Raw genomic sequence first — 20,420 nt, 5'->3', positions numbered from 1 at the left:
GGCTGTGATCTTCCGGATCCGGACGGCCCGGGATTACCCTGCTGGCATGCGGGCCGGACGCGCTGCTCGGGACCGCCGCCCATGAGGCCGCGGCTGGTCGTCGACTACGGCCTGGCCAAGCGCGCGGCCCTGGCCGAGCTGCGCTCCGGGCACCTGACCAGGGCGGACGCCTGCGACGCCCAGCCCTACCTGCTCCGCGCGGCCCGCTACCACGGCGAACCGGCCGACACCCCCTGCCCGGTCTGCCATGCCGTCCCGCTCACCCTCGTCCGGTACGTCTACGGGGACGAGCTGGGCCGCCTCGCCGGGCGGGTCACCGCGTCCGTCGAGCTGGCGGAGATGGCGCGCGAGTACGGCGAATTCCGGGTGTACGTGGTAGAGGTGTGCCAGAGTTGCGCGTGGAACCACCTGTCGCGTTCCTATGTTCTCGGTCACGGAGATCCGCCGCCTGACCGGTGAGCCCGCCCGTCCGCCGCGAACCCCGCGCGGACCTGCCCGTTCGCCGCTTCACGGCCGCGCTCGCGCCCCCGCGCGAAGTGCCAAGGTCTCGTCTGGGCCCGGCACGGGCCTCTCCCGTTCACCGGGAGGCCCAGTACTCTTCCGACACCACAACTGTCGTTGTCCCCTGCCGAACGAGGTCACGTGAGCACTCCAGGCCAGCCCCGACCGGAACCCGGTCCGCTGCGGCCCGGCGGACGGCACGTCCCCGCGCCCGGCGACAGTCCGGACACTTCGGTGAACACCCCTCCGCCGCCGGGACGCGACGGTTCCGGAGCCTTCGGAAGCCCCGGCACGCCCGGCGGACCCGGCGGCTCCCCGCCGGCAGGCCCGCCCTCCGCGAGCCCCGGCGCCCCCGGCATCCCGTCCGCGAGCCCCGGCGCCTCCGGCGTCCCGTCGGCAAGCCCGGGCGGCCCGGGAATCCCCTCTCCGAATCCAGTCGGCCCGGGAATTCCGTCTGCGAGCCCGAACGGGCCCGGCGTTCCTTCGACGAGCCCTGGCGGGCGGGGGATTCCGTCCGCGAGCCCGAACGGGCCGGGCGTTCCGAATGCTCTGGGTGGCCCGAACGGTCCGGGTAGGCCGAATGGTCCCGGCATGCCGGGTGGGCCCGGTGCGGCCGGTGGTGCCGCGATGGGCATGCCGGGGGCGGGGCATGTGGGCGGAGAGCTCAAGTTCGGCTACCCCGAGCCGGGTGGCGGACGGCCGGGCGGTCCCGGCGGGCCTTCCGGTCCCGGGGGACCAGGCGGTCCGGGCGGTCCAGGCGGTCCGGGCGGTCCGGGTGGGCCTGGCGGCGGACGAAGACGGAAGCAGCCGGAGCGCGGGCCCCGGCAGTGGTACGACCACCTGCGGTCGCGGACGACCGGTTGGCGGCGGTTCCTGCCGTCCTGGAAGCTGGTCGTCGGATCCGGGCTGCTCGTGACGGCGGGCCTCGGCTCGATGATCGGCATCGCGTACGCGCAGACACCCGTCCCGGACGAGGGCAACGCGGACGCCACGAAGACCGCCGCGATCTTCTACTACTCGGATGGCAAGACCGAGGTCGGACGGATCGGTAAGAACCGCATCATCGTCAAGATCGACAAGGTTCCGATGCACGTCCGGTACGCCGTGGTGGCCGCCGAGAACCGCTCCTTCTACACCGACAGCGGGTTCTCGCCGACGGGCATCACCCGCGCCGTCTGGAAGAACCTCACCGGTGGCGACACCCAGGGCGGCTCGACGATCACCCAGCAGCTCGCGAAGAACTACTACCTGAACGACAAGCGGACGATGGGCCGCAAGTTCAGGGAGCTGTTCATCTCGCTGAAGCTGGAGGACAAGCTCGGCAGCAAGGACAAGATCCTTGAGCTCTACCTGAACACGATCTACTTCGGCCGCAACTCCTACGGCATCGAGGCCGCGTCCAACACCTACTTCGGCAAGCACGTCGACCAGCTCACGCCGGACCAGGGCGCGCTGCTCGCCGCGATCATCCAGCAGCCGGGCAAGTACGACCCGCGCAGCGGCAACAAGCAGTGGCAGGCTGAGACGCAGGCGCGCTACGGCTACGTCCTCGACGGCATGCGCAAGATGCACAAGCTGTCGGACGCGCAGTACGCGCAGTACAGCAAGCGGATGCCCGAGACGAAGCCGATCGGCGGGCCGTCCACGTTCGGCGGGCAGCGCGGCTACATCATCAAGCGCGCGCTCAAGGAGCTGGACCGGCAGGGCATCACCGAGCAGACCGTCGTGGAGAAGGGCCTGCGCATCACCACGACGTTCGACAAGGACAAGATGGCCGCGGCGAAGAAGGCCGTCGAGACCACCGTCCCCGGTGTCGACCCGAACAAGCTACTGAAGAAGCACATCCGGCTCGGCCTGGCGTCCGTCAACACCTCGAACGGCGAGGTCGAGGCGATCTACGGCGGTCCGAGCTACCTGAAGGACTCCTACGACAACGTCTGGATGGGCAGCGCGCAGGCCGGATCGGCGATGAAGCCGTACGTCCTGGCGGCCGCGCTGGAGAAGGGCTACGGCCTGAAGAGCATGGTCGAGGGCCGGTCCGGGATGGGCTTCGACGCGGAGGGCAACTCGGTCAAGGGCGGCTCCCCGAAGGACGTCACGCAGGGCGGTCTACCGAACTCGCACAGCGCCAAGGGCGGGATCACCCTCATCCAGGCGATGAAGGAGTCGACGAACACCGCCTTCGCGCAACTCGCGATCAAGACCGGTCCGTCGAACATCGTGTCCATGGCCGAGCAACTCGGCGTCAGCCCGGACATGGTCGACCAGTACAAGACGCAGTACGGCGTCGCGCTGGGCATCAACAACATCCGGCCGATCGAGCAGGCGTCGGGGTACTCGGTGTTCGCGAACGGCGGCACCTATTACCAGCCGCACGTCGTCCGGAAGGTGGCGACGGCGGAGGGCAAGACCTTCAAGTCGCTCAGCTGGCAGGTGAAGAAGTCCGCCCTGTCGAAGCCGATCACGCAGGACGTCACCTACGCGCTGCAGGGGCCCGTGAAGCCGGGCGGCACCGCGCCGGCGGCGGCGCTGTCGGACCGTCCGGTCGCCGGCAAGACCGGTACGACCGACAACAACGTCGCGACGTGGTTCGTCGGGTACGTCCCGCAGCTGTCCACCTCCGTGACGATGTACAACAACGACCGGAAGACGCTGGTCGTCCCGGGCATCGGCGAGGTCGTCGGCGGTAGCGTCCCGGCGCGGATCTGGCACGCCTACATGGCCGAGGCGACCAAGGGCATGCCGGTCGAGGAGTTCCCGCCGCCCGCGTGGGTCGGCACCCCGCAGAAGTGGGTGGACGCCTACAAGGAGAAGAAGAAGGACAAGCGCCCGCCGTGGTGCGACAACAACCCGTGGGCGCAGCTCGACCCGCAGTGCCGGGGCGGCGACCACAACGGGGACGGCAACGGCAAGCAGCCCTGCCAGTCGCCCTACCCGGACGGCAACTGCGACCCGAAAACCCCGCCGTCGGACCCGCCGCCGCAGTGGTGGTGCTTCATGCACCGCGGTGACGACCGGTGCGACGGGCGCAAGAAGGGGCACGGCAACAACGGCCCGGCCTGGCCGAACGCCCTGGCGGAGCGTCCGCGCATCCTGGTTCCACCGCCCTCGTCGAGACCGTAATCCCGGACTTGACCGAAATGCCGCGAGCCCGGCCCGACAACCCGTCGGGCCGGGCTCGCGTCTTGTGAAGGGAGTGAGAAGCCCGTCATCGACCATCGGTGCCCGGCCCGGTACCGAGAGTGATCTAGCTCATTCGGTGACAAAACAGTAAAACCCCCTCTGAACTGGGATTTTTCGTGTCGTTCCCGCGTTGATCCGGCGTCCGCGCGCGTCAGGGCCGCCCCCAGCGCCCCGTGGTGCGCAGTACTCTCGGACGACGCACAGCCGTACCCCCACCGATGAGGTCGTGTGAGTTACCGAAGCCAATACGGACCGGAATACGGAGAGAGCCCGCGGCAGGCGCCGGGCTCCAGCCGCCCCGGCGGTAGCGCCATGCCGCAAGGCCGGGGGACCCCGAACGGCGACCCCGGCACCCCCGCGCGAGGCCGCAGACCGGCCCGCGTCGGCGGCCGCGGCGCGCCCACCCGCCAAGGCGGAGGCCGCCAGGCCCCGGGCGGCGGCGGACGCCGAGCCGCCCCGCCGAACGCCCCGCGCCGTCCCGCACCGGGCGGCCCCGGCGTAGGCAACCCGATGGGCCCGGGTGGTCCGGGAGGCCCGGGTGGCCCCGGCCGTCCAGGAGGCGGCGGCGGAGGCCGCGGCCCCGGTGGACCGGGCGGGCCGGGTGGACCCGGCGGCGGTCCGGGAGGGCCGGGAGGCCCCGGCGGTCCGGGCGACGACTTCTGGGGATCGGACGAGCGCGAAGGCCGTCGCGGACGCGGCGGACGTGGCGGCAAGAAGGGCAAGCCGAAGAAGACCGGCTGGCGCCGCTGGGTCCCGTCCTGGAAGATCGTCTCCGCGGTCACCGCCCTGTGCGTCCTGGCGGTAGCGACCCTGGTCGTCACCGGTTACATGCTCACCGGCGTGCCCAAGGACGCCCAGGACGGCGTGAACGACCAGGGCACCACGATCATGTACGCGGATTCCAAGACGCCGATCTCTCGGATTGGAACGCACCGGCAGAGCGTCCAGCTCAAGGACGTCCCGCCCGTGGTCCAGAAGGCGGTGCTCGCCGCTGAGGACCGCAACTTCTACAGCGAGACCTGGGGCGTCTCGCCCAAGGGGCTCGCCCGCGCCATCTACCTGACGGCGACCGGCGGCGACGTCCAGGGCGGTTCGACGATCACCCAGCAACTCGCCCGGAACTACTACCAGGGCCTGAGCCGGGACAAGACGATCAGCCGGAAGGTGAAGGAGATCTTCATCTCCATCAAGCTCCGGCGCAAGGTCGACGCGAACCAGATCCTGGAGATGTACCTCAACACGGTTCCCTTCGGGCGCAACGCCTACGGAATCCAGGCCGCAGCCCAGGCCTACTTCAAGACCGACGTCAAGAACCTCAAGTACGAGCAGGCCGCGATGCTCGCCGCGATGATCCAGCGGCCGAGCTTCTTCGCCACCCAGGGCACCTCGATCAACCACAAGCTGCTGATCGACCGCTGGCAGTACGTCCTGGACGGCATGGTCAAGATGGGCGTGATCACCGAGCAGCAGAAGACGAGCGCCAGGTTCCCCAAGACCACCCACAGTTGGAGCGACGTCAAGGGAGCCAACGGCCAGGGCGTCTACATCCAGCAGCGGGTCGAGTCCGAACTGAGTGGGCTCAACCTCCCGGACAACTGGGACAAGAACGGGGCGCGGGTCATTACGACCATCGACCCCACGTGGATGAAGTACGCCGCCGATGCAGTGGATGAGGCGGGCGTCAAGAAGTGGCCGAAGGCCGTTTCCAGCGGCCTTATCGCCGTCGACCCCGCCAATGGTGAGATCAAGGCGTTCTACGGTGGCGACAAGAAGCACAACGGAGATTACGACTCCGTCTTCAACCCGAGCGCCCAGGCGGGTTCGTCCTTCAAACCGTACGTGCTCGCGACGGCTCTCAAGGCCGGGTACAGCATCAAGTCCACGATCGACGGCCATTCGCCGCAGTGTTTCGACGGCGAGGGCGAGAACATCACCGGTGTCTCCGACTCGACCTCCTGCAAGGCCAAGGGCGGATACCCGGTCGCCAACGACGAGGGCGATGGCCCCATGGGCGTCATCGACCTGGTAAAGGCCACCGAGAAGTCGGTCAACACCGCCTACGTCAAGCTCGGCATCAAGCTGCACACCAGCGAGGTCGCCAAGACGGCCCAGCAGTTCGGCGTCCCCAGCAACTCGCTCAAGCCCTTCGCGCTGTCCGGCGGCGGTTACCAGGCCGGTATCTCGCTCGGTATCGCCGACGTCCCGGCGGTCACCCAGGCGGCCGGATACGCAACCTTCGCCAACGGCGGCTACAAGGTCACGCCGCACCTGATCAAGAAGGTCCAGCGCTACGACACCGGGTCCAAGAAGTGGGTGGACCTCAAGCTTCCCTGGGACAGGAAGAAGCCCGAGCGGATCATGGACCAGGACCTCGCCGCTCAGGCCGACACCGCGATGAAGGCCGTCGTGCAGAGCGGTACGGCGACCCGGGCCCAGCTCGACGACGGCCGCCAGGTGGCCGGCAAGACCGGTACCACCGAAAAGAATGTGGCGGCCTGGTTCGTGGGTTACATCCCGCAGCTCTCGACGGCTGTGACGATGTTCAACACGAAGCACCAGACGATCAGCGGCATTCCTGGTTTCCAGGGCAACAGCGTTTACGGTGGCACGATCCCCGCGAAGATCTGGAAGTCCTTCATGGAGAAGGTCATCCACGGGGAGAACATCGACGCAAAGCCCTTCCCGGACCCGAACTACTCGGGGACGACGCCCAAGATGTGGGACCAGCCGACGAGCTCGCCGAAGCCGTCCGACTCGCCGACCGACAGCCCGTCCTGCCCGCCCGGTCAGACGCCGGGCCCCGGCAAGGGCAAGAAGGGCTGCAAGCCGACGACGCCGACCACGCCCACGACGCCGACCACTCCGACGTCCCCGCCGAACGGCAACCTTCCCGGCTGCAGCATCCCGGGCATGGGCAGGCCGACGTGTGACCCGGACAAGCCGCCGCCCGGCAGTGAGAAGAACCCGCCGTCGTGGTTCTGCGGCTCGCACCCGGACTACAAGTACTGCAACCCGAACAAGCCGAACGACGGCCAGCGTCCGCAGGCCCTCCCGCAGTACGCGGGGACACCGGCGCGCGAGGCGTTCTGACCGGGAGCACCCTGTGACGCGGGGTCGCCGTCCACACCCCGGACGGCGGCCCCGCGCCGCTGTTTCAGGCGTCCGGCATCATCGGCGCAGAGCGTCCCTCAGCCGCATCCGTCGCCGTGGTGCTCAGTTCGATTTCGCGGCGGACCTGGCGGGGGCCCAGGTCCGCCTTGCTCTGCCTACGGAGGAGTCACCGTTCCTTCGTCCGTTTACGGGGGACTCGTCGTGTTCGGCGGGCCGGTGGGCCGCTGACTGGACGGTCCAGCCGATCCGGTGCAGCAGCAGGTCCACGCCGGCGAGCGTGTAGTCGACGCCGAACCGGCGGCGGAGGAAGGCCGCGACCAGGACGAGCGTCCAGCCCTGGTCCTGGTCCCAGCCGTGAGCAGCCGGCCCGGCCTCCAGTTCGCGTTCCAGAACCCGGAGCTGCGCCTTGGTCAGGCGGCAGCGCGCGCCACCGGGGCCCCTGGACCGGAGCGCGTCGCGTCCGCCGGCCGCCAGCGCGCGCCGCCACCGGTGGGCCGACGTCCGCGTCACGCCGAAGCGCCGCGCCACCTCCCGGTCGCTCGCGCCCGACTCGAACATGATGGCCGCGGCCATCCGCACCCTCTCCCGCCGGGCCCGCTCCTCCGCGGTCAGCCCGCCTCCATCGGGATACCTCATAGCCCCGGCATAACAGTTCAAGCCGTAGCCGTCACCAGCCAATCGGTGGCCATGGCCACCGGCCGGGACGCCAGGCGACGGCTGTGCCGAACAGGGCTCGAAGAAGCCTGGGCGAAGGCTGACCACATCAGGACTCGGACGAGTCGCCGGTCGCCCTGTCTGGTGATCTGTCTGGGGGTAGCGTGCCGGGAAAAGGTCTTGATCAAGAGGAGTAGTGCGTGGCATCCAGAGCCGTGGTGACATCCCTGGTCTCGACGCTGGCGATGGGTGCGGCGCTCGCCGTCGCGGCGCCCGCGCAGGCGGCGGAGCCGCAGGCGGCGCAGGCCAAGCAGTGCGCGCTGGGCAAGTGGACGCTCGTCGGTATCAACGCCCAGTCCACCGGGACGAACCGGTGGTACAAGGGCTCGCGGACGGGCGGCGGCGGCGCCAAGCTGACCATCACGAAGACGAAGTCGTACTACAACTTCGACAAGTCGGCCCGCATCTGGGAGCTCGACTACCTGAAGAAGGGGCACAAGCCCAACAAGGCGTACGACATCTACCGGAAGAACCTGGCGATCCCGTCGTCGGTGACGGGCGGCGGCAAGGGTGTCTTCGCCTCGAAGACCCGCGCGGCCACCGGGAACGCGACGTTCAAGTCGGTCGGGGTCGTCCCGCCGGGCGGGGGACCGAGCGGGAGCCTGGTGAAGGCGCTGTTCAAGCGCGGGATCGACGTGATCCAGGTGCCGGCCAAGGCGGGGTTCACCTGCACGAAGACCAGGCTCGTGTGGAAGCGGTCGTACAACTGGTACAACCCGTCCGCGAACCTGCACGCCAAGGCCGTCGAGACGGCGACCTGGCGGCGCGGCTGATCCGAGTGACCTGTGGCGCGCCGTTCCTGCGGGGGTCGGCGCGCCACGTCGCGTCAGAAGACGGCGTGCCAGGGGGTGCAGCGGTCGTAGGTGATGTCGGGGGCGCTGTCCGAGCCGGTGACCTTGCTCGCCAGGCAGGTGCGGACGCGGAATGACCCGGTGCACTTGGAGTCGAAGGTCGCGTTGTGCGTCTCGCCGGGTTTGGCCAGCTCGACGCCGTAGTCGCACATCGTGGCGCCGTTGAAGTGCTGGTGCTCGAAGACGGCGAAGCCCTTGGACGCCGACATGCGCAGGACGACGTCCCCGCTGAACCGGCCTCCCCGGGTGTCGTACGTGCCGGTCGCGCTGATCCCGGACGCGGCGGACGGCGCCGACCAGCCCCCGGTCGTCTTCTTAGGCGGGGACTTGGTTTCGGACGGTGACGAAGTAGGGCTACTGGTCTTCCCGGTAGCCGTAGGCGCGGACGACGTCGAGGGCGCCGTCGTCGGTGGCGTGGTCGGCGCGGACGCGCTGGGCGGGCTCGTAACCGCGACGGGACCGGAAGGCTTGCCGTCCGGCCAGAAGGCGTAGGCGGCGCCCCCGGCGACGAGCAGCCCGGCCGCTACACCTGCGGCGACACCGATCACCGTGCCGAGCCGTCGCTTGGGCGCGGGCGGACCCGGCAGCGTATGCGGCGCGCCGCTTCCAGGGGGAGGTGTCGCGGTCCCTGGTGGTTGGGTCGCATGAGCGGGATATCCGTGATGCGCTGCCGGTGCGTTCGAGGGGAAACCGGGCCCGGACGGTGGGTTCGAGGGGAAGCCGGGCTCTACGCCCGGAGCGCTTGCGCCGGGCGAGGGGCCAGGCGCGACCGCCGGGTTCTGGTCGCCGGACTGGAGCGGGCTGGCGGCGAGGTCGGCGCCCAGGCCGAGCATCTGCGAGGCGGTCGGCTGCGGCGGGACGGTCCCGGAGGCGCGGCCGGTGAGCAGCCGAAGCAGCAGGTCCTGCGCGGCCGGACGGCGCGACGGGTCCTTGTCGAGGCAATCGCGGACGAGCGGCAGCAGGCGTTCGGGGACGCCGTCCAGGTTCGGCGGCTCGTGCAGGACGCGGTGGGACGTCATGGCGTCCGCGCCGAACGGCGGACGTCCGGTGGCGACGAAGACGAGCGTCCCGGCCCAGGCGAACACGTCGACGGCGCTGGTCGGGGACGCGCCGTGCAGCAGCTCCGGCGACATGTACGCGGGGGTGCCGACGACGGCCGTGGTGGCGACGTCGGGGCCGACGGCGCGGGCGATGCCGAAGTCGATGACGCGCGGGCCGTCCGGACCCATGATCACGTTCGCGGGCTTGAAGTCGCGGTGCACGACACCGGCCTCGTGGATCGCGACGAGCGCGGTGGCCGTGGCGACCGCGATCCGGTCCAGGTCGGAGCCGGTGCGCGGGCCGCGCTCGGCGACCAGGGCCTGCAGCGACGGTCCCGGGACGTACTCGCTGACCAGGTAGGGTCGGCCCTGGTCGTCCCCGACCGACAGGACGCGGGCGGTGCAGAACTGCGCGACGGCCATCGCCGCGTCCGCCTCGCGGGCGAAGCGGCGGGCCACGTCCGGCGACACCGCGCCCGGCGCGTCGCCGCCGAGCAGCTTGATCGCGACCAGCCCGTGTTCGCCCGATTCGGCCAGATAGACGACGCCTTGCCCGCCCCGGCCCAGCCGGCGGCGGATATCGTACGAGCCCAGCGTCCTGGGATCCCACGGCCCCAGCGGTTCGCCGATCGCGGCCGGATCCATCTGCCGGGCCCCCTCTGGTTACGCGGACTATGGAGTGAGACGAACGAGTATGCCGACCGAAACCCCGAAGATCAGGATTTGATGGCACCGTGAGGCTACCTACCGGCCGGCTCCGGCCGAGTGACCGCCGTGCGCTCGCCCTGTGGCTCGGGTCCTGGGTCGGCGTGATGTTCTTCGTCGCCGTGGTCCCCCGGGTGCTCCCGTCGGTCTTCGACGGCAAGCCCTACCTGGACCGGTGGGCCCAGTGGGACGCGGTGCGCTTCCTCGACATCGCGACCTACGGTTACGGGGGCGTTCCCGGCGAGAAGTTCGATCCAGGATGGCCCGCATTCTTCCCTGGATATCCGCTCGCGCTCAAGTTCACCGGCCTTTTCACGGGGGGTGACTACAAGCTGGCGGGGCTGGTGATCTCGTTCTTCGCGGGCGGGGTCGCGGCGCTCGCGCTCGGCCGCCTCGCCGAGGAGGAGGTGGGCGCCCGGCCGCGCCGCCGCGGCGCCCTCCGCACGCGGCTGTCCGGCTGGACGTCCCGTATCGCACGCGACGGTGAGCGGTTGGACGACCGTGAGCGGTTGGACGGCGCCGAACACGACCCGGACGGCGACGAAACCTGGGACTACGGCGACGACGGCACCTATGGCGGCGGCGACGGCACCTATGGCGGCGGCAACGGGACGCATAGCGGCGGGGGCAGCGGGACGCATCGTCGCGGCGTCCAGGCTGCCGAGGCCGCGCCGCCCCGGACGACCGTCCGCCGCTCCGCATCGTCCGCGAACGGGCACACGCTCGAAGCCGCGGAAGAAGAGGCCGCCGACGAGGCCGGGACGATCGGCGCCGGAGCGGTCGCGGCGATGCTGGCCAGCCCCGCCGCGGTGTTCCTGTTCGCGGGGTACTCCGAGTCGCTGTTCCTCGCGTTCGCGCTGCCCGCGTGGCTGATGGCGAAGCGCGGCCGCTGGGCCTGGGCGGCGCTGCTCGCCACGCCGTCCTCGGCCGTCCGGATCACCGGGCTGTTCCTCGTCCTGGCGATGATCGTCGAGTACCTGGTCGGACGGCACGGGCGCCGCGAGCAGGGCTGGCGTCCGATCGGCTGGCTGGTGCTGCCGTTCACGCCGCTGCTCGCCTACACCGTCTACCAGTGGGGACGCACCGGCGACTGGATGGCGTGGCAGCACGCGCAGGAAGCGGGCTGGCACCGCAAGTTCACGATGCCGTGGGACGCGTTCAAGCTCACCTACCAGTCCGCGTTCGAGACGAACTACGAGTTCACGCTCGCGTTCCGCATCGAGGTCTTCGCGGCGGCGGTCGGCGTGCTGCTCTCGCTGTACCTGCTGTACCGGCGGCGCTGGCCGGAATTGGCCTATGTGGGCCTGCAACTCGCGGCGCTGATGACGTCCTCGTACTACCTCTCGATCGGCCGCGCGACGCTGCTGTGGTGGCCCCTGTGGCTGGGGTTCGGGACGCTCGCCCTCCGTCACCGCTGGCTGTTCGGAGCGGCCGTCGCGGCGGCGGCCCCGTTCGCCGTGCTCCAACTCCTCACCTTCACCTCGGGAGGCTGGGCAGGGTGAACGCCACATGGTTCCCGCGGGTGAGTTAACTCACCTGTCGGCGCTTGCATGCTGTCCGGAATCTCGGAAAAGTGGCGCCCCGTCAGAACCCCCTACCGAGGAGGACTCATGCGGCGTACCGCTCTGGCTCTGGGCACGATGGGGATCGTGAGCGCCCTGACCACCGGCACCGCTCTGGCCGCTCCGGCCGACGCCCACGCGGCGAAGGCCCACGGCTGGAACCTGTCGGTCAAGGGTGGCAAGGCGAACGGGGCGTACACGGTTTCGAGCAAGGGCTTCAAGTCCACGCTGAACCTGAAGAAGACCGCCAAGAACGGCAAGTACCTGGTCTTCTGGCACCGGCAGGCCACCAAGGGCGGCAAGTGGGGCCGTCCGGGCGTGAACTGGACGAAGTCCAACGCGCTCTACAAGGCCGCCTTCAGCGCCCCCGAGACCGGCTACCTGCAGGCCACGCTGTGCTGGGCCGACAAGGTCTACGTGCACAAGAACCACACCGTGTCCTTCAAGAACCTGAAGTGCGCGAAGGTCCGCACCTGGAAGCTCGCCCGATAACCCGGGCGGCTCCGGGGGCCACAGGCCACTGGTGAACGGCGGGACGCGTCCTCAAGGGCCCGGGGACGCGGCCCGCCGTTTCGCTTCCCCCCCCGGCATGGACCGGACGGGGCATCTCGGCGGATACCGGGCCGCCAAGGTCAAGTTCTCGGAAGCGCCGAATGGATCGGCTGGTCAGCGGGGTAATCACCCCGTCATGCGGATCACGCTCCTCACGGCCGTCCCACTCGGCCTGAGCCTCAGCCTCACCCCACCCGCCGTGGCCGCGTCCACGGAAGCAACACCCACACCCACACCGGCCCTGCCCGCGACACCGAGCGTGCCCGTCTCGCCGACGCCCGCCGTTCCCTCGCCCGCCGTTCCCTCGCCCACCGAACCCGTCCCGGCCACCGGGAGCACGTCCGCCGAGAGCGCGACAGGCACGATCTGGCCGGACGCGCCGGACGCGCGCGTCGCGTCGTCCCGCAAGGGGCCGCGCGGGGTGCACGCCCGCTCCGCCTACCTGGTGGACGAGACGTCCAGGCAGGTGCTCTGGGGACGCAACGCCGGCACGCGCCGTCCCATCGGCAGCATCACGAAGGTGATGACGGCCGTGGTGGTGCTCCGCTCGGGCGGGCTCGACCGGCGCATCCGCATCCGGCGCGCCGACCTCGGCTATGCCATCGCGCGGCACGGTTCGACCGCGCGGCTGCGTCCCGGCGACCGCTTCACGGCGCGCGAGCTGCTCACGGCGATGCTCGTCCCGTCCGGCTGCGACGCGGCGTCCGCCCTCGCGAACGCCTACGGGCCGGGCCGCGCCCGCTTCGTCCGCAAGATGAACCGGACGGCGCGCAGCCTCGGCCTGCGCTCCACGCACTACAACGACCCGGCCGGCCTGCCGCCCTCGCCCGGCTGGTCCACGGCCCGCGACCTGGTCGCCCTCGGCCGGTACGCCATGCGCTTCCCGGACTTCCGCGCGGCCGTGGCCCGCGACGCGTACCTCTCCCGCGCGACCCGCACGCACGGACGCAACGTCTGGATCAACACCGACACGCTCCTCGGCGACTACCCCGGCCTGATCGGCATCAAGAGCGGCTACACCTCCGAGGCGGGCTACAGCTTCCTGTTCGCCGCGCGGCGCTCCGGGCGCACGCTCATCGGCGCCGTCCTCAACAGCTCCCGGACGCGCCGGACCGCACGCTTCCACGACGCCGCGCGCATCCTCGACTGGGGCTTCGGCTGGAAGTGAGCCCCGCGGGCGCCGCGGGCGCCGCGGATTTCGCTGGTCAGCGCGTCGGAAGGGCAGGGGAGGGCGAGGCGTGTGCGACGATCGGCCGGTGAACGGGGTGACGGTGGACGCGAGGAAGCGGCGGACGCTGCTCGCCCTGGTCGTCGTCCCGCTGCTGGCGCTGACCGGACTCGCGGCATGCGGGAACGGATCGTCCGGCGGGGACGCAGGAGCATCCGGCCCCTCGCAGACGCACGCGCGCACGAGCAGCGCCATCCGACCGGGCAGTGCGCACGGCACGATCCGCGAGGTGCCGGCGTCGAGCCTGCCCGCCGAGGCGCAGCGGACGCTGAAGCTGATCGACGCGGGCGGCCCGTTCCCCTACCGCAAGGACGGCGCCACCTTCGGGAACCGCGAGCGACGGCTGCCGGACGAACCGGGCGGGTACTACAAGGAGTACACCGTCCCCACTCCGGGCGCCGGTGACCGCGGTGCGCGCCGGGTGATCGCCGGGCGGGGCGGCGAGCGCTACTACACCCAGGACCACTACCGCAGTTTCGTCCGGGTCAGCGGGGGATGATCCCCGCGATGACGGACACGAACGGGGACGGGGGATGACGTGGACGCGAACCAGGCACTCGACGAGCTCCTGACCGGGCGGCTCAAGCCCGGCGTCTACCAGTGGCGGGTGCCCGCCGGGACCGGCGCGGTCGGCGACACCGGCTGGATGGAGCGCGCCGGGGAGCACGGCTGGCGCCCGTTCTACCTCGACGGCCGCCGCGCCCGCGACAAGGACGCGTTCCTGCGCGCCTGCGCCGACGCCTTCGCCTTCCCGGACTGGTTCGGCGACAACTGGGACGCCCTGGAGGACAGCCTCACCGATCTCTCCTGGGCCCCGGCCGACCACGGCTACCTGGTGCTCTACGAGTCGTGGGCCGAGCTCGCCGACGCCGACCAGGCGTCCTTCCGGACGGCCCTGGACGTGTTCGCCGAGGCCGTCGCGTCCTGGCGGGACACCGATACGCCGATGACGGTCCTGCTGTCGAGCGTCGGCGTCGAGGTCGCGGGCGTCCCGCGCCTCACCTGACACCGCTCGCCTGACGCCGCTCGCCGCGGCTGACGCGAGCCCGCCGTGCCTGCTTCCGGGGTGCGCCGCGCGGGGTGCGCCGCGCGGGGTTCGGCCGGACCGCGGACCGGACGGCCCGACCGTGCGGCGGCCTCCTAGTACGTGGTGGACGTGCCGGACGAGCCGACGATCGCCGCCCAGAGGCCGATGTAGAAGATCCAGAAGATGATCCAGCCGACGGCGACGATGTAGCCGAGCACCAGGCCGGCCGTGGCCATGCCGGAGCCGCCCTCGCCGGTGCGCTTGATCTGGCCGTGCGCGACGTGCCCGAAGATGATCGCGAGCACGGACGTGAAGCCGCAGAAGAAGATCCCGACCAGGCCGAGCACCATGGACGCGGTCGCCATGCCGTTGGTCGACTGCGCGGCGGACGGTCCGCCGTAGTAGTTGTGCTGCACGGGAGCGGGCTGGGCGTACGGCTGGGGCTGCGGGACGGCATACGGGTCGTGCTGCTGCCCGTAACCGCCGTACGGGTCGTAGGGGGGCTGTGCCATTGACTTCCCGATCGGGTTGCGCGCCCGCCGTCGAAGCTGCTGTTCCGCGTGCGCTGGTGGTAGGGAATCCGGATTATGCCAGTGTGACGTGACATCGGGTCTGCGCGATATTAGATGGTTCGTGCTCCGGCCGGGTTCCCGCCGCGCACCCGCGGTTCCCGCGGCGTCCGGCCGACACTGGCCAGCCCTGACCGGCCCGGGCGCGGGGACGCCGGGAATGCGCAGGCAGCCGTCCGTCCAGCCCACCGCCGATCGCGGCGGACCGTCCGCCCGGGGGGCGGTTCAGCGGCAGCGGCGGATCAGGAGAGGTTGTCGCGGAGGAAGGCGATGTCGGCGGCCTGGCCGCCTGACGGGGTCTCGACGACGACGGGGGCGCCCGCGCCGCGCACGACGCCGAGGATCAGCTCCGGGTCGATCGTGCCGGAGCCCAGGTTGGCGTGCCGGTCGGCGCCGGAGTCGAAGGCGTCCCGGCTGTCGTTGCAGTGCACGAGGTCGATCCGGCCGGTGATCGCCTTGATCCGGTCCACGGCGTCGATCAGCTCCTCGCCCGCCGCGTGCGCGTGGCAGGTGTCGAGGCAGAACCCGACCTTGGACTCCAGGTTCGGCAGCCCGGACAGGACCTCCCAGAGTCGGGCGATCCGGTCGAACTTGCGGGCCATGGCGTTGCCCCCGCCCGCGGTGTTCTCGATCAGCACCGGGACGGGCACGTCGTCCAGCCGCTCGAACACCTTGCGCCAGTTCTCGAACCCGGTCTCCGGGTCGTCGTCCTTCAGCACGTGCCCGCCGTGCACGATCAGGCCCTTCGCGCCCACGGACGCGGCCCCTTCGAGGTGCTGCGCGAGCAGCTTGCGGCTGGGGATCCGGATCCGGTTGTTGGACGTGGCGACGTTCACCACGTACGGCGCGTGGATGTACACGTCCACGCCGGAGCCCGCGAGGTCGGCCGCCCCGTCCGGGATGACCGGCTTCTTCCAGCCCTGCGGGTCGCCCAGGAAGAACTGGACGACGTCCGCCTTCCGGGCGCGGGCGCTTTCGAGCGGGTTGGTCTGGTCGACGTGGGCTCCGATGCGCATGCACCGAGCCTATCCGCCCGTCCCGCCCCCGGATTCAGAACCGGCCGGGCCGCTTTGGGAACCGGCGGGGCCGTTCCGGAAGCGTCCCGCCGAGCAGGTCAGAAGGTGAAGCCGCCGTGCCGCAGCGCGAATCCGAACCCGACGAACGAGCCGACCATGCCGACGACGTTCAGCCAGCGCTCGCCGGTCGTCTTGGACACCATCTGGGAGTACAGGGACAGCGGCAGCCCGATCACGCCGGCCAGCGCCCCGAAGAAGTGCGTCGCCGGGATCCAGCCGAGCACGAGCGCGACCAGCCCGATCGTGATCGCGCCGCCGGCGAGCGAGTCCTCGATCCCGTGCCGGTCGCGGGCGCCGACACCGGCGGCCTCGCGCTTGCTGCTGCTTCCCGCTACCTCCTGTGGCATCGGGACACCCCCTCGGTAGGTGCGATCTGTGTCTCGGGGTCGCTGTGGGACGCGGGTGGACCCGCCGGACGGACGTGGCGGGCGCACCGCGCTGTCCCAGAGATTCCCGGACGGGGCGGGGATCAATCCGGAGCGCGTGCGCGGAAATGTCGGCGGGACCCGGTAACGTCGAACAGGAATTCGACCGGACGAGTCCGGGCGGGGAGGGACTGCTGATGAGGGAGAGCGAACTGGCGGTCATCGGCGACGCCGAGCTCGTCGAGGAACTGTCCATGCTGACCACCCAGACCGCGCGCATGCGGTCGCGGATGGCCGACATCATGGCCGAGCTCGAACGCCGCCGCTGCGGCCGTCCGGCCCAGCACGCCGCGTCCGCCCGCCGCTGACGCCGCTACCTGGTCGCCCGGCGACCTGGTGCGGCGGTGGGCCGGTCGGGCGGGAATGGCTCGCACGCTGCCGAGTCTTGATAGCCTGTATCGGTCTCGCGGCCGGTCCGCCGGTGCGGACGGGCGCCGGAAGGCGCGGCCGCGAAGGACGCAAGAAGCCCTCCTGTCACGGAAATACCGTGACCGCATCAGTCCAGAGGAGGTAGGGACAAGCATGCGTCGCTACGAACTCATGACCATTCTCGACCCCGCCATCGACGAGCGCACCGCGGCCGCCGCCCTCGACCCGTTTCTCAAGGTCGTGACGGCTGACGGCGGAAGCGTCGAGAAGGTCGACGTCTGGGGCCGCCGCCGGCTGTCCTACGACATCCAGAAGAAGCCCGAAGGCATCTACGCGGTGATCGACCTCACGGCTGAGCCCGCGACGGTCAAGGAGCTCGACCGTCAGCTCAACCTGAGCGAGACGATCCTGCGCACCAAGGTCATCCGCCCCGAGGTCCACTGAGCCGGAGCGGTCCAGCCCAACACCCAGCCGGAGCAGCCCCATGGCAGGCGACACCGTAATCACGATCGTCGGGAACCTCGTCGAGGACCCGAATCTGCGCTTCACCCCGAGCGGCCAGGCGGTCGCGTCCTTCCGCATCGCCTCGACCCCGCGGTTCTTCGACCGCCAGTCGAACGACTGGAAGGACGGCGAGGCGCTGTTCCTGACCTGCAACGTCTGGCGGCAGGCGGCGGAGAACTGCGCCGAGAGCCTGCAGCGCGGCATGCGGGTGATCGTCCAGGGCCGGCTCAAGCAGCGCTCGTACGAGACGCGCGAGGGTGAGAAGCGCACCGTGTTCGAGGTCGAGGTCGACGAGGTCGGCCCGTCCCTGCGCAACGCCACCGCCAAGGTCAACAAGACCCAGCGGCAGGGCGGCGGCGGAGGGGGCTTCGGCGGCGGTGGCGGCTTCGGCGGCCAGGGCGGCGGCCAGCAGGGCGGCGGCGGCGGTTTCGGCGGCGGCGGCCAGCAGGGCGGCCCCGGCGGGGCCCCGGCCGACGACCCCTGGGCCACCGGCGGCGGCGGTGGGGGCGGCGGGTTCTCCGACGACCCCCCCTTCTAACCAACACACACACGTCCATTCCCGCGCGAGCGGGGCTCTCCCCAAAGGAGCACCACGATGGCGAAGCCACCTCCGCGCAAGCCGAAGAAGAAGGTTTGCGTGTTCTGCCAGGAGAAGATCTCCTACGTCGACTACAAGGACACGGTCCTGCTGCGGAAGTTCATCTCCGACCGCGGCAAGATCCGGGCCCGTCGCGTGACCGGCAACTGCACCCAGCACCAGCGCGACGTCGCCACGGCGATCAAGAACGCCCGCGAGATGGCGCTGCTGCCCTACACCAGCACCGCGCGCTGAGTCAGGGGGACGACGACATGAAGCTCATCCTGACCCAGCAGGTCACCGGGCTCGGCGAGCCCGGCGACGTCATCGAGGTCCGCGACGGCTACGGCCGCAACTACCTCGTCCCGCGCGGCTTCGCGATCCTGTGGACGCGCGGCGCCGAGAAGCAGATCGAGTCGATCAAGAAGGCGCGTTCGGCCCGCGAGATCGCGACCGTCGAGCACGCCAAGGAGATCGCCGGGCGGCTGCAGTCGCTCAAGGTCGTGCTGCGCACCCGGACCGGCAGCAACGGCCGCCTCTTCGGCGCCGTGACCGCCGCCGACATCGCCGCCGCGGTCCAGGCCGCGGACGGCCCCGAGCTCGACAAGCGGCGGATCGAGATCGGCAACCCGATCAAGACCGTCGGCACCCACCGGGTCAGCGTCCGGCTGCACCCGGAGGTCAGCGCCTCCATCGACGTGGACGTCCTTGAGGGCTGAGCTCGACTCTGAGTGAACGGACGGCCGGATCCCCTTCGGGGGTCCGGCCGTTTTCCGTTTCATGTGAAACGTCAGCGAACCGCCGGGTGCTTGGGCCGACCCGCGCCCACCGACTACGTTCCGTAATCACATCGTCGGTTCGGAGGGTCAGCGTGCCGGGTCTTTCGTCAGAACAGCCAGGCCGGTCGGCACAGCAGCCGGACCGGTCGGCAGAACAGCAAGGCCGGTCAGCAGGACGGCCGAACCGGTCGGCAGGACGGCCGAACCGGTCGGCAGGACGGCCGAACCGGTCGGGAGAAGGGCCGGACCGGTCGGGAGATCGGCCGCCGGCGCCGTCCAATGCGGCGGAGGTGGTGTCGCGGCGGAGCCTGCTGGGCGCGGTCCTGGGGCTCTGGACGGCGGACGCGCTGCTGGGGCCCCAGAATGCGGCCATGGCGGAAAACCTCCCAAGTCCTGGGTCGGCGTCCGGATCGGCCGGCGGCGGCGTCCGCAGCGATGGCTCTGCCGAGCCGCATCCGCACGACTCGCTCCGGGCGCGCGAGGACGCGGCGCGGCTCGGGGACGGCGGGCCGGACCCGTTCGTCCATCCACGCGCCGACTGGAAGGCCCGTCCACCGCGCCGTCCGGCCACGGTCCTGAACCGCGCGCCCGACCGCATCGTCCTGCACCACACCGCGTCGCCGAACTCGCCCGACACCTCGCTTGAGCACGCCTACCGGCTCTCGCGGGACGTCCAGCGCTTCCACATGCGCGGGCGCGGCTGGGACGACAGCGGCCAGCAGCTCACGATCAGCCGCGGCGGGTACGTGATGGAGGGCCGCAACCGCAGCCTCCAGGCGATCCTCGACGGCAGGCACGCCGTCGGCGCCCAGGCCCTCCACCACAACGCGCACACGATCGGGATCGAGAACGAGGGCACCTACGTGTCCGAGGACCTCCCGGACGCCCTGCGGGCCTCGCTCGTGGAGGTCTGCGCCTGGCTCTGCGTCCGGTACGGCCTCGACCCGTCCGAGGCGATCGTCGGCCACCGCGACCTGTGCTCCACTGACTGCCCGGGCGACCGCTTCTACTCGCGCATCCCGGACCTCCGCAAGGCCGTCGCGCGCCGGACGACCTCCCTGCAACCCTTCCCGCCGGACGCCCAGGAACCCACCGACGACTCGCCGGACCCGTCCCCGCCCTTCCAGGACGACGACCCCGACGAGTTCCGCAGGCAGGGCACTCAGTTCGACCCCTGAGCCTCCGGCGCGCTCACCAGGCGGCTCAGGGCGGCCGAGGTCTGGACGAAGCTCGCGTCGCCGAGCACCGCGCGCAGCTCGGCGTTGAACGCGTCGATCGCGGGCTGCGCGGCGCGCAACGCGGCCTCGCCGCCCGCGGAGAGGCGCAGCACGACCGCGCGGTGCTCGTCCGGATGCGGCTCCCGGACGACCAGGTCCGCCGAGGTCAGGCGGGTGACCAGGCCCGTGACGGCGGACTCGCGCAGGCCCAGCGTCCGGGCGAGGTCGCGCTGGGTGAGGCCCGGCGCGTCCTGCACCGCGAACAGCGCGCCGAGCTGCGCCGTGCTGATCCCGGCGGCGGCCTGGAGGCGCCGGTCGGCCGCGAGGCGCAGCTGGTGCGCGGCGCGTTGCAGCAGGAAGAACAGGCGCTCATCGGGTTCGGCCATGCGCCGATCTTGACAGAGCCGAACCCCGCGCGACATCCTCACTT

The 20,420-nt window shown here is 71.0% G+C and carries 21 protein-coding genes; 15 read left to right on the top strand and 6 right to left on the bottom strand.

Annotation, left to right across the window (positions count from 1 at the left end; all coding sequences use genetic code 11):
* The first annotated feature begins 81 nt into the window (after positions 1-81).
* The 3 genes from FHU30_RS29065 (at position 82) to FHU30_RS29055 (ending at position 6,774) form a co-directional block, all read left to right on the top strand.
* Positions 82-459, top strand: coding sequence for a DUF5318 family protein (locus FHU30_RS29065; RefSeq protein WP_253880070.1), 378 nt, complete (start codon positions 82-84; stop codon positions 457-459).
* A gap of 633 nt (positions 460-1,092) precedes the next feature.
* Positions 1,093-3,624: a transglycosylase domain-containing protein gene (locus FHU30_RS29060; protein ID WP_253880069.1), complete on the top strand. Its 2,532-nt coding sequence runs from the start codon at positions 1,093-1,095 to the stop codon at positions 3,622-3,624.
* A 372-nt stretch (positions 3,625-3,996) separates the two neighbouring features.
* The gene (locus FHU30_RS29055) at positions 3,997-6,774 is read left to right on the top strand and encodes a transglycosylase domain-containing protein (protein WP_301323787.1); all 2,778 of its coding nucleotides are present in this window, start codon (positions 3,997-3,999) and stop codon (positions 6,772-6,774) included.
* A 123-nt stretch (positions 6,775-6,897) separates the two neighbouring features.
* Here the strand turns inward: FHU30_RS29055 and FHU30_RS29050 are convergent, their stop codons facing one another.
* Positions 6,898-7,431 (bottom strand): winged helix-turn-helix domain-containing protein, encoded by a 534-nt coding sequence (locus FHU30_RS29050; RefSeq protein WP_253880067.1) that lies wholly within the window; start codon positions 7,429-7,431, stop codon positions 6,898-6,900.
* A 218-nt stretch (positions 7,432-7,649) separates the two neighbouring features.
* Here FHU30_RS29050 and FHU30_RS29045 point away from each other — a divergent pair, with 218 nt between their 5' ends.
* The gene (locus tag FHU30_RS29045) at positions 7,650-8,282 is read left to right on the top strand and encodes a hypothetical protein (RefSeq protein WP_253880065.1); all 633 of its coding nucleotides are present in this window, start codon (positions 7,650-7,652) and stop codon (positions 8,280-8,282) included.
* Positions 8,283-8,335: 53 nt separating this feature from the next.
* Here FHU30_RS29045 and FHU30_RS29040 read toward each other — a convergent pair whose 3' ends face one another.
* Positions 8,336-10,045, bottom strand: a complete 1,710-nt coding sequence (locus tag FHU30_RS29040) for a serine/threonine protein kinase (RefSeq protein ID WP_253880063.1) — start codon at positions 10,043-10,045, stop codon at positions 8,336-8,338.
* Between the two features lie 89 nt (positions 10,046-10,134).
* Here FHU30_RS29040 and FHU30_RS29035 point away from each other — a divergent pair, with 89 nt between their 5' ends.
* The 5 genes from FHU30_RS29035 to FHU30_RS29015 all read left to right on the top strand — a co-directional run bounded on the left by FHU30_RS29035 (position 10,135) and on the right by FHU30_RS29015 (position 14,453).
* Positions 10,135-11,607, top strand: a complete 1,473-nt coding sequence (locus FHU30_RS29035; protein ID WP_253880061.1) for a putative hexosyltransferase — start codon at positions 10,135-10,137, stop codon at positions 11,605-11,607.
* 108 nt (positions 11,608-11,715) lie between these two features.
* Positions 11,716-12,159 (top strand): hypothetical protein, encoded by a 444-nt coding sequence (locus FHU30_RS29030; protein WP_253880060.1) that lies wholly within the window; start codon positions 11,716-11,718, stop codon positions 12,157-12,159.
* A gap of 196 nt (positions 12,160-12,355) precedes the next feature.
* Complete coding sequence (locus FHU30_RS29025) at positions 12,356-13,387, top strand: D-alanyl-D-alanine carboxypeptidase family protein (protein ID WP_253880058.1); 1,032 nt, start codon at positions 12,356-12,358, stop codon at positions 13,385-13,387.
* Positions 13,388-13,475: 88 nt separating this feature from the next.
* On the top strand, positions 13,476-13,946 hold the full coding sequence (locus FHU30_RS29020) for a guanyl-specific ribonuclease (protein WP_253880056.1): 471 nt from the start codon (positions 13,476-13,478) through the stop codon (positions 13,944-13,946).
* 39 nt (positions 13,947-13,985) lie between these two features.
* Positions 13,986-14,453 (top strand): barstar family protein, encoded by a 468-nt coding sequence (locus tag FHU30_RS29015; protein WP_253880054.1) that lies wholly within the window; start codon positions 13,986-13,988, stop codon positions 14,451-14,453.
* A gap of 134 nt (positions 14,454-14,587) precedes the next feature.
* Here the strand turns inward: FHU30_RS29015 and FHU30_RS29010 are convergent, their stop codons facing one another.
* The 3 genes from FHU30_RS29010 to FHU30_RS29000 all read right to left on the bottom strand — a co-directional run bounded on the left by FHU30_RS29010 (position 14,588) and on the right by FHU30_RS29000 (position 16,466).
* Positions 14,588-14,986 (bottom strand): DUF4190 domain-containing protein, encoded by a 399-nt coding sequence (locus FHU30_RS29010; RefSeq protein ID WP_253880052.1) that lies wholly within the window; start codon positions 14,984-14,986, stop codon positions 14,588-14,590.
* 299 nt (positions 14,987-15,285) lie between these two features.
* A complete protein-coding gene (locus FHU30_RS29005) occupies positions 15,286-16,059 on the bottom strand; it encodes a deoxyribonuclease IV (protein ID WP_253880050.1) in 774 nt (257 codons plus the stop codon).
* A gap of 98 nt (positions 16,060-16,157) precedes the next feature.
* Positions 16,158-16,466 carry a hypothetical protein gene (locus FHU30_RS29000; protein ID WP_253880048.1) on the bottom strand — a complete coding sequence of 103 codons (309 nt, stop codon included), beginning with the start codon at positions 16,464-16,466 and terminating at the stop codon, positions 16,158-16,160.
* A 215-nt stretch (positions 16,467-16,681) separates the two neighbouring features.
* Between FHU30_RS29000 and FHU30_RS28995 the strand changes: the two genes are divergently transcribed.
* The 6 genes from FHU30_RS28995 (at position 16,682) to FHU30_RS28970 (ending at position 19,951) form a co-directional block, all read left to right on the top strand.
* Positions 16,682-16,852: a hypothetical protein gene (locus FHU30_RS28995; RefSeq protein ID WP_253880046.1), complete on the top strand. Its 171-nt coding sequence runs from the start codon at positions 16,682-16,684 to the stop codon at positions 16,850-16,852.
* Between the two features lie 214 nt (positions 16,853-17,066).
* Positions 17,067-17,357: a 30S ribosomal protein S6 gene (gene rpsF / locus FHU30_RS28990; RefSeq protein ID WP_253880044.1), complete on the top strand. Its 291-nt coding sequence runs from the start codon at positions 17,067-17,069 to the stop codon at positions 17,355-17,357.
* A 40-nt stretch (positions 17,358-17,397) separates the two neighbouring features.
* A complete protein-coding gene (locus tag FHU30_RS28985; RefSeq protein WP_253880042.1) occupies positions 17,398-17,955 on the top strand; it encodes a single-stranded DNA-binding protein in 558 nt (185 codons plus the stop codon).
* A 57-nt stretch (positions 17,956-18,012) separates the two neighbouring features.
* The gene (gene rpsR, locus FHU30_RS28980; protein ID WP_026403973.1) at positions 18,013-18,249 is read left to right on the top strand and encodes a 30S ribosomal protein S18; all 237 of its coding nucleotides are present in this window, start codon (positions 18,013-18,015) and stop codon (positions 18,247-18,249) included.
* 17 nt (positions 18,250-18,266) lie between these two features.
* Positions 18,267-18,713 (top strand): 50S ribosomal protein L9, encoded by a 447-nt coding sequence (rplI, locus tag FHU30_RS28975; protein WP_253880040.1) that lies wholly within the window; start codon positions 18,267-18,269, stop codon positions 18,711-18,713.
* Positions 18,714-19,144: 431 nt separating this feature from the next.
* Complete coding sequence (locus FHU30_RS28970) at positions 19,145-19,951, top strand: peptidoglycan recognition protein family protein (protein WP_253880038.1); 807 nt, start codon at positions 19,145-19,147, stop codon at positions 19,949-19,951.
* On the opposite strand, the gene FHU30_RS28965 is transcribed toward FHU30_RS28970, so the two are convergent.
* Positions 19,936-20,376, bottom strand: coding sequence for a MarR family winged helix-turn-helix transcriptional regulator (locus FHU30_RS28965; RefSeq protein WP_253880036.1), 441 nt, complete (start codon positions 20,374-20,376; stop codon positions 19,936-19,938). The two genes, FHU30_RS28970 and FHU30_RS28965, sit on opposite strands and share 16 nt — an antisense overlap.
* Positions 20,377-20,420: the final 44 nt, after the last annotated feature.

The organism is Actinomadura rupiterrae (assembly GCF_024172125.1).
Classification (GTDB): domain Bacteria; phylum Actinomycetota; class Actinomycetes; order Streptosporangiales; family Streptosporangiaceae; genus Spirillospora; species Spirillospora rupiterrae.
This window is presented reverse-complemented; position numbering and strand designations above follow the sequence as displayed.